At 69.2% G+C, this 17,575-nt stretch carries 14 protein-coding genes; 8 read left to right on the plus strand and 6 right to left on the minus strand.

Features of this window, described 5'->3' with window-relative positions:
• Positions 1–34: 34 nt before the first annotated feature.
• The 3 genes from V7Z82_RS07300 to V7Z82_RS07310 form a co-directional block, all read right to left on the minus strand.
• Positions 35–1,717: a molybdopterin-dependent oxidoreductase gene (locus tag V7Z82_RS07300; protein ID WP_334149591.1), complete on the minus strand. Its 1,683-nt coding sequence runs from the start codon at positions 1,715–1,717 to the stop codon at positions 35–37.
• Positions 1,718–1,815: 98 nt separating this feature from the next.
• Positions 1,816–2,103: a hypothetical protein gene (locus V7Z82_RS07305; protein ID WP_334149593.1), complete on the minus strand. Its 288-nt coding sequence runs from the start codon at positions 2,101–2,103 to the stop codon at positions 1,816–1,818.
• A 57-nt stretch (positions 2,104–2,160) separates the two neighbouring features.
• Entirely contained in the window at positions 2,161–2,859 is a 699-nt protein-coding gene (locus V7Z82_RS07310; RefSeq protein WP_334149595.1) for a GTP pyrophosphokinase, read from the minus strand.
• 253 nt (positions 2,860–3,112) lie between these two features.
• On the opposite strand from V7Z82_RS07310, the gene V7Z82_RS07315 reads away from it, so the two are divergent.
• Both V7Z82_RS07315 and V7Z82_RS07320 read left to right on the plus strand, forming a co-directional pair.
• The gene (locus tag V7Z82_RS07315; RefSeq protein ID WP_334149597.1) at positions 3,113–5,197 is read left to right on the plus strand and encodes an APC family permease; all 2,085 of its coding nucleotides are present in this window, start codon (positions 3,113–3,115) and stop codon (positions 5,195–5,197) included.
• 134 nt (positions 5,198–5,331) lie between these two features.
• Complete coding sequence (locus V7Z82_RS07320; protein WP_334149599.1) at positions 5,332–6,276, plus strand: alpha/beta fold hydrolase; 945 nt, start codon at positions 5,332–5,334, stop codon at positions 6,274–6,276.
• 94 nt (positions 6,277–6,370) lie between these two features.
• On the opposite strand, the gene V7Z82_RS07325 is transcribed toward V7Z82_RS07320, so the two are convergent.
• The 3 genes from V7Z82_RS07325 to V7Z82_RS07335 all read right to left on the minus strand — a co-directional run bounded on the left by V7Z82_RS07325 (position 6,371) and on the right by V7Z82_RS07335 (position 9,283).
• The gene (locus V7Z82_RS07325) at positions 6,371–7,075 is read right to left on the minus strand and encodes a GntR family transcriptional regulator (RefSeq protein WP_334149601.1); all 705 of its coding nucleotides are present in this window, start codon (positions 7,073–7,075) and stop codon (positions 6,371–6,373) included.
• Positions 7,076–7,098: 23 nt separating this feature from the next.
• Complete coding sequence (locus tag V7Z82_RS07330; protein ID WP_334149603.1) at positions 7,099–7,794, minus strand: GntR family transcriptional regulator; 696 nt, start codon at positions 7,792–7,794, stop codon at positions 7,099–7,101.
• Positions 7,795–8,104: 310 nt separating this feature from the next.
• Entirely contained in the window at positions 8,105–9,283 is a 1,179-nt protein-coding gene (locus V7Z82_RS07335; protein WP_334149605.1) for an SLC13 family permease, read from the minus strand.
• A gap of 373 nt (positions 9,284–9,656) precedes the next feature.
• On the opposite strand from V7Z82_RS07335, the gene V7Z82_RS07340 reads away from it, so the two are divergent.
• The 6 genes from V7Z82_RS07340 (at position 9,657) to V7Z82_RS07365 (ending at position 17,524) form a co-directional block, all read left to right on the plus strand.
• Positions 9,657–9,746, plus strand: coding sequence for a potassium-transporting ATPase subunit F (locus tag V7Z82_RS07340; RefSeq protein ID WP_045278006.1), 90 nt, complete (start codon positions 9,657–9,659; stop codon positions 9,744–9,746).
• Positions 9,746–11,425 (plus strand): potassium-transporting ATPase subunit KdpA, encoded by a 1,680-nt coding sequence (gene kdpA / locus V7Z82_RS07345; protein ID WP_334149610.1) that lies wholly within the window; start codon positions 9,746–9,748, stop codon positions 11,423–11,425. The genes V7Z82_RS07340 and kdpA overlap by 1 nt, the downstream gene beginning before the upstream one ends.
• A 113-nt stretch (positions 11,426–11,538) precedes the next feature.
• The gene (gene kdpB, locus V7Z82_RS07350) at positions 11,539–13,638 is read left to right on the plus strand and encodes a potassium-transporting ATPase subunit KdpB (RefSeq protein WP_442927598.1); all 2,100 of its coding nucleotides are present in this window, start codon (positions 11,539–11,541) and stop codon (positions 13,636–13,638) included.
• Positions 13,639–13,713: 75 nt separating this feature from the next.
• Complete coding sequence (kdpC, locus tag V7Z82_RS07355) at positions 13,714–14,316, plus strand: potassium-transporting ATPase subunit KdpC (RefSeq protein WP_334149614.1); 603 nt, start codon at positions 13,714–13,716, stop codon at positions 14,314–14,316.
• Positions 14,313–16,856, plus strand: coding sequence for an ATP-binding protein (locus tag V7Z82_RS07360; RefSeq protein WP_334149616.1), 2,544 nt, complete (start codon positions 14,313–14,315; stop codon positions 16,854–16,856). The genes kdpC and V7Z82_RS07360 overlap by 4 nt, the downstream gene beginning before the upstream one ends.
• A complete protein-coding gene (locus V7Z82_RS07365; protein WP_334149618.1) occupies positions 16,853–17,524 on the plus strand; it encodes a response regulator transcription factor in 672 nt (223 codons plus the stop codon). Before V7Z82_RS07360 ends, V7Z82_RS07365 begins: the two co-directional genes overlap by 4 nt.
• The last annotated feature ends 51 nt before the right edge of the window (positions 17,525–17,575 follow it).

Below are 17,575 nucleotides of genomic sequence, written 5' to 3' on the forward strand. Positions count from 1 at the left end.
CACCCTATGCGGTGGGGTCAGACGCCGCACCGGCTCAGTTGACGCGGACCAGCGAACGCTGCCACCCGGAGGAGCCATCGGGCGCGATCGGCGCGCGCTCCTCGATCTGCAGGTCGCCGTTCTTGTTGATCGCGCGCACGGCCACGTAGTGCGTTCCCGGGGTGGCATCCCACTCCATGAACCACTGCACCCAGGTGTCGTCGTTGATCGGCGCCGAGAGCGTCGCAGGCACCCAGTCGCCGTTGTCGATGCTGACCTCGACGCTCTTGATGCCGACGGACTGCGCCCAGGCGACTCCCGCGATCGGAATCTTCCCCGCAGCGACGGCTTCGCCGATCTTCGGAGTGTCGACGCGCGAGGCGAACTTGATCGGTGCCTCTGCGCTGTATCCACGCGGAGTCCAGTAGGCCTCGTCGGCGGCGAAGGTCGTGACTTTGAGCTCGGTGAGCCACTTGGTCGCCGAGACGTAGCCGTACAGACCGGGAACGACCATGCGCACCGGGAAGCCGTGCTCGAGCGGCAGCGGCTCGCCGTTCATGGCCACAGCGAGGATCGCGTCGAGGTTGTCGTCGGTCAGCGCCGAGAGCGGCGTGCTGGCGGTGTAGCCGTCGACGCTCTTCGAGAGCACCATGTCGGCGCCGGACTTCACACCGGCCTTCTTCAGCACGTCGCGCAGCGGCACACCGAGCCACTTCGCGTTGCCGACGAGCTCGCCGCCGACCTCGTTCGAGACGCAGGTCAGGGTGATCGCGTACTCGTCGAGCCCCATGTCGAGAATGTCCTGGAAGCTCATCTCCACGCGCTGATCGACCATGCCGTCGATCACGAGACGCCAGGTCTCGGGGTCGATCGACGGGACGGTGAGCGCGGTGTCGACGCGGTAGAAGTCCTTGTTCGGCGTGAACAGCTTGCTGAGACCCGGGATGTCGAGCTCAGCGCCCTCGGGGATCGTGACCGTGCTGCGCGGCGACGGGATCTTCAGGGCGTCGCGGATCGACTCGACCGAGGAGACCGTCATGCTGACCGCGCGTGAGGCGACGCCGACGATGACAGCGGATGCTCCGGCGATCGCCGTGAGCACGAAGAAGCGGCGACGGTCGATGCCCGCGGCGGCGGGCTTGCCGTCAGCGGTCTCGGCCTTCGAGCTCGTGGCGTTCGCGGCCTCGGTGGCGGTCGGCTTCGTGATCGGCGGCGTTGCCGCGGCATCCGTCTTCTCGACAGCGGCCTGCGTGCCGCTCGACGCCTTGGCAGGAAGCACCGAGTCGCGCCATGCGCGCAGACGGCGGATGAGGAGCACGAGGATGAACGATCCGGCCAGGGTGCCGAGCACCGGCGGCAGGAACGCGAGCGGCTGGACACCGGCACGGGTCACGATCGCCGCGGTCGAGAGCGCCCCGGCGATGATGAGCGCGATCACACCGAGCGGCGGTCGAATCAGCTGCAGGATGCCGGCGATCGCCGAGGCGATGACCACGGCCAGACCGAGTCCCGCGAGGAGGGCGATCTTGTCGTACTCGCCGAAGGTCGCGATCGCGAACTCCTTGAACGGCTGCGGCACGATGTCGATCACGAATCCGCCGACCGCGAGGATGGGACTGGCCGCGCGGGCGAACACCAGCGCGAAGACCTCAGCGGTGGCGAGGAAGACGGCACCGCCGATCAGGCCGGCGAGGGCTGCCCACGCGATGAATCGTTTGCCACTGCTGCGCTGCGCCATGGTCGTCTCCTCCCACACCGGTGCGGTGTGCTCACCCCTTGTTCGGAGACGAGGCCCGATCGGATGTGACGAGCTTTCCCGGCGTCGCCGCGCCTCGGTCAGAGGCGACGCACGGTGATGGCCTCGCGGCCCTGGATCTGACGCAGCGTGCGCATGCACCGCGAGCACAGGATCTCGACCCGGCGCGGGTGACCTTCCCCGCAGACGCAGTCGACCGTCACGCGCCACTTCGCCGTGCGTCCGCACGGCTGGTAGCCCTCGTCATCACCGTGGTCGCACTCGCAGACCTGCCGCCCACGGTCGACACCAGCGAGCTCGTCGACGCCCGCGAGTTCGTCGACGCCGCGATCGGCCTCCACGGGCACGGCTTCCTGCGTTCTCACCACCTGCCGATGCTCCCAGGGCTGCGGCGCCCTCGCAAGATGGCGCACCCGCAGGGGTGGTCAGACCCCGACGATGCGAGGGGGCGGCGGCGGAGCGAGCTGCCTGCGCGGCACGCCGTGAGCCTCGCGGTGCAGGCGCTCCATGCGGGTGTCGAGCTCGGCGGCGGCCGCCGCGGCATCCGTCAGGCTGTCGACGAGGTGCGACGGCACCTGGTTCGAGAACTTGTAGTAGATCTTGTGCTCGAGGCTGGCCCAGAAGTCCATCGCGATGGTGCGGAACTGCACCTCGACGGGCACCGACAACGCGCCGGTCGAGAGGAACACCGGCACCTCGATGATCGCGTGCAGGCTCTTGTAGCCGTTGTCCTTCGGCTCCGCGATGTAGTCCTTCACCACACGGACGGTCACGTCGTCCTGCTGCGTGAGCAGGTCGAAGAGCTGGTAGACGTCGGCGACGAAGCTGCAGGTCACGCGCACGCCGGCGATGTCGGTGATCTCGGCGCGGATGCGATCGAAGTCGGGTTCGTCGATGCCCTTGCGGGCGATCTTCTCCACGATGCTGTCCGGCGTCTTCAGCCGACTCTTCACGTGCTCGATCGGGTTGTACGCGTGGTCGTGCGTGAACTCGTCGCGCAGGATCGAGATCTTCGTCTCGACCTCGCGCATCCCGAACTCGTATTCGCGCAGGAAACGCTGGAACTCGTCACGCAGTTCGCGTGTCTTGCGGATGGAGTCTTCGGTGACCTGAAGGGTCGTCATGTCATCGACGGTACGGGTTCGTGATCGGAAATCGCTGTGGATCCTCGATGCGTCAGAATGCGGCATCCGTCGTCACGATCTGCGGACACTGTCACGATCAGCGGACCGATCGTCGCGATTCGTCCGCTGATCGTGACAATGCCCGCGAATCGTGACAGCGCCGACGGAAGAGCCGTGAGGATTCCGTGAGGGCCGAGCCGACTGGGTGTAGGGATTCCGTAAGGATCGCGTGAGGAAGCCGTCGGTGGGGGTAGTGTCGCCGGACGTGTCAGAAGAAAACCGAGACGGCGCGGAAGCCCCGTTCGCCAAGCGAATCCTGATCGGCGACCCGCTCACGAGCCAGCAGGTCGACGACCAGCTGCTCCCCAAGCGGATGGCCCTGCCGATCTTCGCCTCCGACGCGCTGAGCTCGGTCGCGTATGCGCCGCAGGAACTCGTGATGATCCTGCTGATCGGCGGACTCACGTTCCTGTCGTTCACGCCACTGGTCGCCGCGGCGGTCATCGTGCTGCTGGTCGTCGTGGTGCTCAGCTACCGCCAGCTGATCAAGGCCTACCCCTCCGGCGGTGGCGACTACGAGGTGGCATCGAAGAACCTCGGCGAGATCCCCGGCGTGATCGTCGCGGCCGCGCTGCTCGTCGACTACGTGCTGACGGTCGCCGTCTCCGTGGCATCCGGCGTCGACAACATCATCTCCGCGCTGCCAGGACTCGATCCGTTCCGGGTCGAGCTCGCCGTCGGCTTCGTCATCCTCATCATCATCGTGAACCTGCGCGGCGTGCGCGAGGCATCGCTGGTCTTCGCGATCCCCACCTACGTCTTCATCGCGTCGGTCGGCCTCATGATCGTCACCGGCCTGATCCGCACCTTCCTCGGCGACGCCCCGATGGCATCCAGCGCGGACTTCTCGGTGCAGGCAGAGAACCTCAGCCAGGCAGCCGTCATCCTGCTCATCCTCCGTGCCTTCTCGAGCGGATGCTCCGCCCTCACCGGCGTCGAGGCCGTGTCGAACGGCGTGCCGGCGTTCCGCGCCCCGAAGGTTCGCAACGCGCAGTCCACGCTCGTGCTGATGGGGTCGATCGCGGCCTGCCTGTTCGCCGGCCTGACCGCGCTCGCGCTGATCACCGGCGTGCACTACGCCGAGAACCCCTGCGACCTCGTCGGCTTCGACTGCACGACTCCGCAGCCCAGCCTGATGGCCCAGATCGCGAGCGCCACGTTCGGCGGCGGCAGCGTCCTGTTCTTCGTCGTACAGGCGGCCACCGCGTGCGTGCTGCTGCTCGCCGCGAACACGGCGTTCAACGGATTCCCGCTGCTCGGTGCCGTGCTCGCTCGCGACGGCTACGCCCCGAAATCGCTGAACACCCGCGGCGACCGGCTCGTGTTCTCGAACGGCATGATCCTGCTCGGCATCGGCGCGATGATCGTGCTCGTGGTCTTCCAGGCACGGCTGACGACCCTGATCCAGCTGTACATCATCGGCGTCTTCGTGTCGTTCTCGCTCGGACAGATCGGCATGGTGCGGCACTGGCGGCGGGTGCTGCGAGGGCCGGCCGAGGACACGGCTGGCTCCGGGGTGGATGGCGCCTCGGCATCCGATCGTCGTTCGGCGAAGGTCGGACTCGTCATCAACTCCATGGGCGCGGTCATGACCGTGCTCGTGCTGCTGATCGTCACCATCACGAAGTTCACGCACGGCGCCTATCTGGTGTTCTTCGCGATCCCGATCCTCGCGTTCCTGATGCTCGGCGTGAAGCGGTACTACCGAGACGTCGACCACGAGATCGCGATCGACGACACCACCCGCTTCGGCGCGACCGGCGATGTCGCCCTGGTGATGGTCAGCCGCCTGCAGAAGCCGGTGGTGAAGGCCGTCGACTACGCGGTCGCCGCCAAGCACGGCAAGACGATCGCGGTGCACGTCGCGGTCGATGCGGATGCCGCGACCGAGCTGCAGCAGCAGTGGGCCGACCACCTGATGCCGATCCCGCTCGTGATCGTCGAGTCGCCGTACCGATCGTTCGCGCAGCCCGTCGCGCAGTTCATCAAGCAGTACCGCGCGAAGCACGGCTCCTCGGTCGTGACCGTGTACCTGCCGCAGTACATCGTCGGGCACTGGTGGGAGTCGTTCCTGCACAACCGTCGCGCGCGCCGCATGGCCAACCAGCTGATGCTGATCCACGGCGTCTCGATCACGCTGGTGCCATGGCTGCTCGACTCGTCCGAGCTCATCTACGGTCGGCGCTCTCGTCCGCTGCCGGGCCAGGAGCGCGCAGGACGTCCGGTGGTCGTGAACGGCCGGCGGGCGCACCGACCGGCCGGGCCGCCGAAGGAGTAGTCGCCTGGGCGCGTCACCACCTCGTGACACATGTCACCGGCAGTGGTGACGGGGCGACACTTCCTCGAGATGCGCGGGTCGGATGGACTGGAGTCCAGACGCGGAACCCGACCCGCCGCTCGAGAAAGAGAACAATGCGCAAGCCCTGGCGAATCGCCCTCACCACCATCGGCGCCATCGTGGCGGTGCCCGTCCTGGCCCTGGCCGCAACCAGCATCGTGAACGTCGTCGCCACGAACGTCGAAGCCGGCGACATCACCCCGTACGGCGAGAAGGTGTCGGTCGACGGCAAGGAGATGAACGTCCTGGTGAGCGGCACCGGTGACGAGACGATCGTGCTGCTGCCCGGTCTCGGCACCGCAGCGCCGGCGCTCGACTTCCAGCCGCTGATCGCCGCGCTCGACGACACCTACCGCGTGGTCGCGGTCGAGCCGTTCGGCACCGGACTCAGCGACCAGACCGACGTGCCCCGCACCGCCGAGAACATCACCGGCGAGATCCATGCGGCGCTGCAGCAGCTCGGCGTCGACCGCTACACGCTGATGGGGCATTCGATCTCCGGCATCTACGCGCTGACCTACACGGCGGTCTACCAGGACGAGGTCACGGCCTTCGTCGGCATCGACAGCAGCGTGCCCGACCAGCCAGGATCCGACGAGGCGATCCCGACCTCCGTGATCGTCACGCTCGGGAACCTCGGCATCACCCGCATCCTCTCCGGGGTCGCCGAGGATCCGTACGCCGGCCTCCCCTACGACGAGGCGACGAAGGCGCAGATGGCCTTGCTGACGAACCGGAACGCGGCCGCGCCGACCCTGGTCGACGAGATGGATCGCACTCCCGCGAACTTCGCCGCGGTCAGCGGTGCGACGTTCCCGGCATCCCTCCCGCTGCTCCTGCTCGTGGCGACCGAGGATGCCGACGTCGAGGGCTGGCTGTCGCTGCACGAGGCGCAGGCCGCGAGCGTGGACCACGGCACGCTCATCGAACTGCCGGGCAGCCACTACCTGCACCACACGCTCTCGTCGGAGATCGCGCAGGACGTGCGGACGTTCCTCGCCGGCATCCCGGCGAGCTGACTCCCGTCCGCCGGGCTGCAGCATCTCTGAGGGGTCGCGAATGGCCGCCATTCACTCCGGGATGCGGCCAGCTGCGACACCTCCGGGGCGATGGTCAGCGCTCGGTGATGCCGTCGATCACGAACGTGTAGAGGTCACGGATGATGTCGGTCGCCTCGAGCCGGTCGCGCGAGCGCACGGCCAGCACGAGCGCGTCGATCACCGACACCAGCATCGTCGGGTTGCGGGGCTTGCTGAGCGTGTGGATGCCGAACACCAGCGCCGTGCGCTTGGAGGCATGCAGCGCGCTCAGGTACTGGTTGCGGGAGAACACGGCGAGCAGGTCGATCAGGTCCCAGAAGCCCTCAGCACCCACGATCTGGTCGTGTTCATCGGTCTCCCAGAACGCGCGGACCGCGTCTGCCCTGGTCACGAACTCGGCGACCTGCTCGTCTGTCGCGTTCGCGATGCCGAGGTCGACGGCGCTGACCGACAGCCCTGCGCACTCGGAGGCGACCGCGACGAACCACGCGGGGGTCGGGGTGATCACGACGGAGGTGCGGTTCATCCGGTGCTCGATCAGATGCATCCCGTCGAGCACGCCCAGCGCCCCACGCACGGTCGCGGCGGACACGTTCAGGCGCTGCGTCAGCGTCGACACCGAGAGCGGATCACCCGGGCTCAACTCTCCCGACTCGATCGCGGACGCCAACGTGTCGACGACGTCGTCGGCTCGGGAGATGACGATCGGCGCACCGGTCTCGGTGCTGCGCAGCAGGCGGGTGGACTTCAGCGACTCGACCTGTGCGGCATCCGTCATGGGATCATCCTGCCACCCGCGTGTCACCGCGCAGCTGCAGCGGCCTCGGCGGCCTCGCGGAGCGGGTCGATCGACGTCCGTCGGAAGACGTCCTCGATGAGCGTCCTGGCCGCGACCGCATCGCGCCGATGCAGCAGAGCGCGAAGTTCTTCGAGCGCCACCCGCAGGTAGTCGGCGATGTCCTGCGGCGTGCGCTCCGTGGGGATGGTGCGCGTCAGATGGAGCGCGAGCTGTCCGTCGAGGATGTCGACCATCGTGCGGTTGCCGGTCGCGATCACCATCGAGCCCCAGAACGCGTACCAGTGCGCTCGGATCTCGCGGCTGCCGGCGTAGGTCATGTCGAAGGCGAGGAGCTCGTCGATCCTGGCGTCGAGCGCGGCGATCTGCTCGTCGGTGTACCTCGGGATGCCGATGACGGCGCAGTACGAGACCATCGCGGCCGCCGTCTCGACACGATCCGCCTGCGCGAAGAGGTCGACGGGGGCGACGCGCGTGAAACGATTCGTGCTGACCTCGATCAGGCCGATGTCGGCGAGACGCGTGAGCGCCTCACGGATCGGCGTACGCGAGATGCCGTACTCCGCCTGCAGGTCCTGGTCGCGGATCTCCTCGAGCGGCTGCATCCGTCCTGAGACGATCTCCTCGGCCAGGGTCGCGAAGACCTGGTCTCTGATCAGCTGCCGAGGGCGGATCGGCAGGGAGTCGCTGGCGTCGTCCACGGCCACACTTTATGCCGGTCGCCCTGCCTCGCACCACACATCAGAGACTGAAATTTCACGGGAACGTCGCGAAGTTGCGTACCGTCGAGGTCATAGGGCAGCGGCCCACCGCGGCACCACCCCCATCTGTGCCGCACTTTCCCCAGTATCCCCCGTACTTGGGCCGCTGCCCTTTCCTCTGCCCTCGCGGCAGCTCAGCTGCGTGTTCGCGGCGGGCGAGGCGGCGCAGCGGACTCGGTGTCGCGAATGGCCTCTTCCTGGTCCGGGATGCGGCCGGGTGCGACACCTCCCGGCAAGGTGCAGCCGCCGCTCAGCCCGCGACGAGGATGAGCGCGAGCGTGGCGACCAGCACGGTCGGCACCGCCACGACGAGCCCCCAGAGCATGAAGCGCCCCCAGCGGATCTCGACGCCGAGCGCCACGATCCGGTGATGCCACAGCAGGGTCGCCAGTGATGCCCAGGGCGTGACGAGCGGACCGAGGTTCACGCCGATCAGCAGCGCCATCAGCGCGACCGGGTCGCCGGCGGCCGGCTCGAGGATCAGGTACGCCGGAAGGTTGTTCACGCCGTTCGCCGTGAGGGCGCCCACCGCAGCGAGCCGCAGCAGTTCGCCGGGGTCATTCCCGCCGGATGCGAACGACAGGAGGAAGTCGAGGATGCCGTTGGCGTGCGCGGTCTCGACCAGCACGAACAGGGCGGCAGCGAGCCCGAGCGCCTGCCACGGCACGAGCGACAGTCGCAGCACGTGTCGTCGACGCACGGCGAAGAGCACGAGCATGACCACGGCGGCGGCCGTGGCGGGGATCCAGACCTCGTGCGTCACCGTGAGCAGCGGGAGCAGCACGATCAGCACTCCGGCGGCACCCCAGAAGAGGCTGCGGTCGGATGCCGCACCTGGCGGCGGCACCCGGTACGAGCCGAACAGCGTGCGGCGGTGCACGATCGTGAGGATCGCGACCGGGATCAGCACGCCGACCAGTGTCGGCGCCCAGCTCAGCGCGAGGAACGCAGCCGGCTCGGCGCCGATCGCCGGGGCTGCGAGCAGGTTCGTCAGGTTGGACACGGGCAGGGCGAGGGATGCCGTGTTCGCCAGCCACACCGTGGCGAGCGCGAACGGCAGCGGGGAGACGCCGATGCTCTGCGCCAGCACGACCACGACGGGGGTCACGATCACGGCCGTCGTGTCGAGGGAGAGGAAGACCGTGCTCACGACCGCGAGCGCGACGACCGAGGCCCAGAGCGCGACCACGCGGCCGCGCCCCCACCCGGCGAGTCGCTGCGCGAGCACGTCGAACACGGCGGCCTCGCGGGCGAGCTCGGCGACGATCGTGATCGCCACGACGAAGCCGAGCACCGGGGCCGTGCGCAGCCCGAGCGCACCGGGATCCGGGGTCGGCAGCAGCCCACTGATCACGCAGACCGCGGCGACGACGATGAGCGCGAGGACGATCCACGTCCCCGTCCCGATCCGCCGTCGCGTCGCGCCCACTCCGCGAGCATAGATCCACCGCGGCCTGCTCCGGTCGCAGTTCGCGTCGCCTCGCCGTGTTCCGGTCGCAGTTCGCGGGGCCGGCCCGCGTTCCGGTCGCACTTCGTGCCGTTCCCCGGCCCTCCGGGCGGCGGCAACTGCGACCGGAATGGCGGAGGATGCTGCGGCGTGAGGGCACCGGCGACCGGAACCCGAGCGGATGCCGTGAGTGATCCGCATGGGTTCGGCGAGGACGCGTAGGGGAACCGTGAGGATCGACGTCTCGGATCCCTCGGCGGAGTTGTATCGGATCCGTGCTCGACATCATCTACCTCGCGCTGACCCTCGCGCTGTTCGCCCTCGTCTCGCTGATCGCGACGGGGGTGGAGAAGCTGTGATCGTCTTCAGCATCATCGCCGCCGCCCTCGCGCTGGCCGCCATCGTCTACCTCGTGGTCGCCCTCGTCGCACCGGAGAGGTTCTGATGACCTCCGAGATCTGGTTCGGCGTCCTGCAGCTCACGGCGGTCGTCGTCGTGCTCGTGCTCCTCTATCGCCCGCTCGGCGACTACATCGCCCACGTCTACACGTCCGGCCGCGACCTGCGCGTCGAACGCGGCATCTACCGCCTGATCGGCGTCGACCCGCGCTCCGAGCAGACCTGGCGCGCCTATGCACGCAGCGTGCTGGTGTTCTCGGTCACCGGCCTCATCCTCGTCTACGCGCTGCAGCGGCTGCAGGCCTTCCTCCCGGAGTCGCTCGGGCTCCCCGCGGTGCCGGAGGGACTCGCGTTCAACACCGCGGCATCCTTCGTCGCCAACACCAACTGGCAGTCGTACTCGCCGGAGCAGACCATGGGCTACGTCGTGCAGCTCGCCGGCCTCACAGTGCAGAACTTCGTGTCGGCCGCGGTCGGCCTCACCGTCGCGATCGCGTTGATCCGTGGGCTCGCCCGCCGCGGCTCCACGACGATCGGCAACTTCTGGGTCGACCTGTTCCGAGGACTCGGACGCCTGCTCCTGCCGATCGCCCTGATCAGCGCGGTGGCACTGCTCGCGGGCGGCGTGATCCAGAACTTCGCCGGGTTCACAGACGTCACCACCGTCTCGGGCGGAACGCAGACGATCCCCGGTGGTCCTGTGGCCTCGCAGGAGGCGATCAAGCTGCTCGGCACGAACGGCGGCGGCTTCTTCAACGCGAACTCCGCGCACCCGTTCGAGAACCCGTCGGGCTGGACCAACCTGCTGCAGGTCCTGCTGATCCTCGTCATCCCGTTCGCCCTCCCCCGGACGTTCGGCCGGATGGTCGGCGACCATCGACAGGGCTCAGCGATCGCGGCCGTGATGGGCACGATCTTCCTGATCTCGACGTTCGCCCTCTCCGCACTCGAGCTGGCCGGCCGCGGCACTGCCCCCGAGTTGGCCGGCGCCGCGATGGAGGGCAAGGAGGTGCGCTTCGGCATCCTGGGCTCGACCCTGTTCGGCAGCGCCAGCACCCTCACCTCCACCGGCGCGGTGAACTCCATGCACGACTCGTACACGGCACTCGGCGGCATGATGCCGATGCTGAACATGATGCTCGGCGAGGTCGCACCCGGCGGCGTCGGGTCCGGCCTCTACGGGATGCTCGTGCTCGCGATCATCGCGGTGTTCGTCGGCGGACTCCTGGTCGGCCGCACCCCCGAATACCTCGGCAAGCGGATCGGTCCGCGGGAGATCAAGCTCGCGAGCCTGTACATCCTGGTGGTCCCGGCGCTCGTGCTGGGCGGAACGGCACTGAGCTTCGCGATCCCCGGCATCCGGGCCGACGTCGAGTCGACCAGCATCCTGAACGCCGGCGTGCACGGCATGAGCGAGGTGCTCTACGCGTTCACCTCGGCCGCGAACAACAACGGCTCTGCCTTCGCCGGCCTCACCGCGAACACCCCGTGGTTCAACACCGCTCTGGGGATCGCGATGCTGCTCGGCCGGTTCATCCCGATCGTGCTGGTGCTGGCGCTCGCCGGCTCCTTCGCGGCGCAGGAGCGGATCCCGACCACGTCGGGCACACTCCCCACCCACCGGCCGCAGTTCGTCGGCCTGCTCCTCGCCGTGACGGTCATCGTCACCGCGCTCACCTATTTCCCGGTGCTCACTCTGGGCCCGCTCGCCGAAGGACTCGTCTGACCATGACCATCAACACCGAATCGACACAGCGGCTCCTGAGCGAGCCGAGCGAGACGACAGAGGCGCAGCAGGAGAAGCCGAGCACCTTCGGGTGGGCCGCGCTCGCCCAGGCGATGCCGGGCGCGCTGCGCAAGCTCAACCCGGCGACGCTCCTGCGCAACCCCGTGATGCTGCTGGTCTGGGTCGGCGCGGCCTTCACGACCGTGCTCGCGATCGCCGAGCCGTTCCTCGGCGGCCCGGGCGAGTCCGGCGGCACACCGGTCCCCGCGCCGTTCACGGCCGGCATCGCGGTGTGGCTGTGGCTCACCGTGCTGTTCGCGAACCTCGCGGAGTCGGTGGCCGAAGGCCGCGGCAAGGCGCAGGCGGCGACGCTCCGCAAGACCCGCACGAGCACGATGGCACGACGGGTGGTCGGCCCTTCGACAGGCTCAGGGACCCGAGGTGGCGACTCAGGGACCCGGGGTGGCGACTCAGGGACCCGGGATGACCGGTTCCAGGCTGTCGAGACCGTCGAGGTCTCCTCGGCCGAGCTGCAGCGCGATGACGTCGTGCTCGTCGAGGCGGGCGACCTGATCCCGGGTGACGGCGACATCATCGCGGGCATCGCGACGGTCGACGAGTCGGCGATCACGGGTGAGAGCGCCCCGGTCATCCGCGAGTCCGGCGGCGACCGCAGCGCTGTCACCGGTGGCACCAGAGTGCTGTCCGACCGCATCCTGGTGCGCATCACCTCGAAGCCGGGTGAGACCTTCGTCGACCGGATGATCGCGCTCGTCGAGGGCGCGAGCCGCCAGCGCACGCCGAACGAGATCGCGCTGAACATCCTGCTCGCGAGCCTGTCGATCGTCTTCGTGATCGTCGTGCTGGCGCTCAACCCGATCGCGTCGTACGCGGCGTCCCCCGTCAGCATCCCGGTCCTGATCGCGCTGCTCGTCTGCCTGATCCCGACCACGATCGGGGCCCTCCTCTCGGCGATCGGCATCGCCGGCATGGACCGCCTCGTGCAGCGCAACGTGCTCGCGATGTCGGGGCGTGCGGTCGAGGCAGCCGGAGACGTCACCACCCTCCTGCTCGACAAGACAGGCACGATCACCTACGGCAACCGCCGGGCGCACGAAGTGCTGCGGATGCCCGGGATCGACCCGGATGAGCTCCTCCGCACTGCGGCGTTGTCGTCGCTCGCCGATCCCACCCCCGAGGGCGCGTCGATCGTCGAACTCGCGACCGCGCGCGGCATCCAGGTCGAGCTGCCGGCGGATGCCGTCGTCGTGCCGTTCACAGCGCAGACCCGCATGAGCGGGCTCGACCTCGCGGACGGAACGCAGATCCGCAAGGGCGCAGGCTCCGCCGTGCAGGCGTGGCTGGGGATGCCGACGGATGCCGAGCTCACGAGCAGGACGGATGCCGTCGCGGAGAGCGGCGGCACGCCGCTCGTCGTCGCGGTGAAGGCCCCGGGCTCCGACCTCCAGGACGGCCGCATCCTCGGCGTCGTGCACCTGAAGGACATCGTGAAGGACGGCCTGCGCGAGCGCTTCGACGAGCTGCGCAGCATGGGCATCCGCACCGTCATGATCACCGGCGACAACCCGCTCACGGCGAAGGCGATCGCGGCCGAGGCCGGTGTCGACGACTATCTCGCCGAGGCGACACCGGAGCAGAAGCTCGAGCTGATCCGACGGGAGCAGGAGGGCGGACGCCTCGTCGCCATGACCGGCGACGGCACGAACGACGCCCCGGCGCTCGCCCAGGCGGATGTCGGCGTCGCGATGAACACCGGCACCTCGGCCGCGAAGGAGGCCGGCAACATGGTCGACCTCGACTCGGACCCGACCAAGCTGATCGACATCGTCCGCATCGGCAAGCAACTGCTCATCACGCGCGGAGCGCTCACCACGTTCTCGCTCGCGAACGACATCGCGAAGTACTTCGCGATCATCCCGGCGATGTTCATGGGCGTCTTCCCAGGACTCGCGGTACTCAACGTGATGCAGCTGCACTCCCCGGCATCCGCCGTCACCAGCGCGATCATCTTCAACGCGATCGTGATCGTCTTCCTCATCCCTCTCGCGCTCCGCGGCGTCGCGTACCGGCCGGCGAGCGCGAGCCAGATCCTGCAGCGCAACCTGTTGATCTACGGGCTCGGCGGCGTGATCGCCCCGTTCATCGGCATCAAGCTGATCGACCTCGTCGTCAGCCTCATCCCCGGTTTCTGACGCTTCGACAGGCTCAGCCGGCCGACTGGGTCGCTGCGCCTCTCGAAGGGCCCGCACACGTTCTGAAAGGTCCTCATGTCCTCCACCCGCACCGCCCTCCGCACGACCGGCGTCGCCGTCCGCGCGATGCTCGTGCTCACGCTCGTCCTCGGCGTCCTGTACACGCTGCTCGTCACCGGCATCGGTCAGCTGTTGCTGCCATGGCAGGCGAACGGCTCGCCGCTCGCCGACGACACGGGCAGCGCCCTCATCGGCCAGTCCTTCACGGATGCCGACGGGGAAGCGCTGCCCGAGTACTTCCAGTCGCGTCCCTCGGCGGCCGGCGACGGCTATGACGGCGCCGGCTCCAGCGGCAGCAACCTCGGCCCGGAGAACGCCGACCTGATCGCCGCGATACAGGAACGCAGGGCGGCGATCGCCGAGCGCGAGGACGTCTCCCCGGACGACGTCCCGGCGGACGCCGTCACGGCATCCGGTTCCGGACTCGACCCGCACATCAGCGTCGCCTACGCCCTGCTGCAGGTGCCGCGTGTGGCCGACGCTCGCGGCCTCTCGGAGCAGGAGGTGCGAACGCTCGTGGAGTCTAGGATTCAAGGGCGGGATCTGGGATTCCTCGGCGAGGAACGCATCAACGTCGCCGAACTCAATCTCGCGCTGGATGAGCTGGAGGGCGCATGACACGAGAGCGACGGGGCCGGCTCCGCGTCCTCCTCGGCGCGGCGCCCGGCGTCGGCAAGACGTACGAGATGCTCGTCGAGGGACGCCGCCTGCTCGAGGAGGGTCGCGACGTCGTGATCGCCGTCGTCGAGACGCACGACCGTGCGGCGACCCTCGCCCAGACGGTCGGCCTTCCGGAGATCCCCCGCCGCACCGACGTGCACCGCGGAGTCCCCCTGACCGAACTCGACCTCGATGCCGTGCTCGCCCGGCGCCCCGAGATCGCCCTGGTCGACGAGCTCGCCCACACGAACATCCCCGGCTCGCGGCATCCGAAGCGCTGGCAGGACGTCGATGCGCTCCTCGACGCCGGCATCGACGTCATCACGACCGTGAACGTGCAGCACGTCGAGTCACTCAACGCGGTGGTCGAGAAGATCACCGGCATCGCGCAGCAGGAGACGATCCCGGATGCCGTGGTCCGCGCCGCCGACGAGATCGAGGTCGTCGACCTGGCACCCCAGTCGCTGCGGGATCGACTCTCTGCCGGCGTCGTGTATCCGGCGGAGCGCATCGACGCGGCCCTATCGAACTACTTCCGGCTCGGCAACCTCACCGCGCTTCGCGAGCTCGCACTGCTGTGGCTGGCCGATGAGGTCGACAGCGCGCTGCGCAGCTACCGCGCCGATCACGGCATCGAGGGCGCGTGGCAGGCCCGCGAACGCGTCGTGGTGGCGCTCACCGGCGGCCCGGAGGGCGAGACCCTGCTGCGCCGCGGCGCCCGCATCGCCGCTCGGTCCGCCGGCGGCGAGCTGCTCGCGGTGCACATCTCGACGCAGGACGGCCTCAGAGACGAGACGCCAGGTGCGCTGGCGGCGCAGCGTGCGCTCGTGGAGTCGCTCGGCGGCAGCTATCACCAGATCATCGGCGACGACATCCCCGGCACCCTCGTCGAGTTCGCCCAGGGCGCCGATGCCACGCAGCTCGTGATCGGCGTCAGCCGCCGCGGTCGACTCATGGCCGCGCTGACCGGACCGGGCATCGGCTCCGAGGTCATCCGCCGCTCCGGCGACATCGACGTGCACATCGTCACGCACGCGGCGGCGGGTGGTCGAGTCGCGCTCCCTCGGATCACCGGCGGTGCGCTCGGCTGGCGGCGGCAGGTGCTCGGCTTCGCGGTCGCGGTGGTGTTCGGCCCGCTGCTGTCCTGGCTGATGTTCACGTTCCGGAGCCCGGAGTCCATCACCTCCGAGGTGCTCGCGTACCAGCTGCTCGTCGTCGTCGTGGCACTGATCGGCGGCATCCGCCCTGCCGTCTTCGCGGCCGTGCTGTCCGGCATCACGCTCGACCTGCTGTTCGTCGCACCCCTCTTCACGATCACGATCGCGCACCCCCTGCACGTCCTCGCACTCGTCCTGTACGTCGTGATCGCGATCCTGGTGAGCCTGATCGTCGACCAGGCCGCCCGCCGCGCACGCACCGCCAAGCGCGCGACCGCGGAAGCCGAGCTGCTCGCCGCCGTGGCAGGCAACGTGCTCCGCGGAGACAACGCCGTCCTCGCGCTGGTCAGCCGCACCCGCGAAGCGTTCGGTCTGAGCGGCGTTCGTCTGCTCTCGCCGACCGGGGAGGTGCTGGCGTGCGACGGCGAGCCGCTCGCCGACGGGCGCGCCACCAGCATCCCGGTGGGCTCTGACGGCACGCCCCGCGCGATGCTCGAACTGCACGGGGACTCGCTCGACGCCCCCGCGCGTCGGCTGCTCGACGCGATCGTCGCGCAGCTCTCCGCCGCGATCGAGCACACCGACCTGCGAGAGACCGCCAAGGAGGTCGCAGCGCTCGCCGAGACCGACCAGGTGCGCAGCGCACTGCTGTCGGCGCTGAGCCACGATCTGCGGCGTCCGCTCGCCTCGGCCGTCGCGGCGATCGGCGGCCTGCGCGGTGCGCACGAGCTCTCCCCCGAAGACCGGGCCGAGCTGCTCGCGACGGCAGACGAGAGCCTCGCGACGCTGTCGACGCTCGTCACCGATCTGCTCGATGTGAGCCGGGTGCAGGCCGGCGTGCTCGCGGTGTCGTCCGCGCCGATGGATGCGACCGGCCCGATCCTCGCAGCCGTGGACGAGCTCGGCCTCGGTCCTGCAGACGTCGACCTCTCGCTCGACCCGAACCTGCCGCTGCTGCAGGCCGACGCCGTGCTGCTGCAGCGAGTGCTGGTGAACGTGCTCGCGAACGCGCACCGGTACGCGCCGGACGGCTCGCGCGTGCTGATCTCGACCAGCGCCCTCGGCGAGCGCGCCGAGATCCGCATCGCCGACCGCGGACAGGGTGTGCCGGCAGAGCGCCGCGACAGCATCTTCCAGCCGTTCCAGCGCTTCGGCGACACCGACAACACCACAGGACTCGGTCTCGGCCTGGCCCTGTCGCGCGGGTTCGCGGAGGGCATGGGCGGTAGCCTGACACCCGAGGACACGCCAGGCGGCGGCCTCACGATGGTCATCTCGCTGCCGCTCGCGGGAGTCGCACCCCTTCGACACGCTCAGGAACCAATGGAGGAGACGGAGTGAAGCTCCTCATCGCCGACGACGACCCGCAGATGGTGCGGGCGCTGCGGATCACCCTGTCGGCTCACGGCTACGAGGTCGTGGTCGCGCCGGACGGCGCCGCTGCGATCGCGGTCGCTGCGCAGACGCATCCCGATCTGATCATGCTCGACCTGGGGATGCCGCGGCTCGACGGCATCGAGGTCATCCAGGCGCTGCGGGGCTGGACGAGCGTGCCGATCATCGTCGTGTCCGGGCGCACCGGGTCCGCCGACAAGGTCGACGCCCTCGATGCCGGTGCCGACGACTTCGTCACGAAGCCCTTCCAGGTCGATGAACTGCTCGCGCGCCTGCGCGCCCTCTCGCGTCGGGCGATGCCGACCGGCGGCGAGTCGACCGTCGCGTTCGGCGATGTGGTGGTCGACCTCGTGACCAAGACCGTGACGCGCGGCGCCTCGCGCGTGCACCTCACGCCCACGGAATGGCGGATGCTGGAGCACCTGTCGCGGCATCCCGGCGCCCTCGTGACCCGCCAGGATCTGCTGAAGGAGATCTGGGGCAGCGAGCAGGTGGCGGACTCGGGCTACCTGCGGCTGTACATGTCGCAGCTGCGCAAGAAGCTCGAGCAGGAGCCTGGTGCGCCAGTGCATCTGCTCACCGAGCCGGGGATGGGCTACCGGCTCGTCGTCTGACGTCGGCGCTTCGACAGGCGCAGCGACCCTGCCGAGCCACCCCTTTGGGTG

The organism is Microbacterium sp., from assembly GCF_036823965.1.
GTDB lineage: Bacteria > Actinomycetota > Actinomycetes > Actinomycetales > Microbacteriaceae > Microbacterium.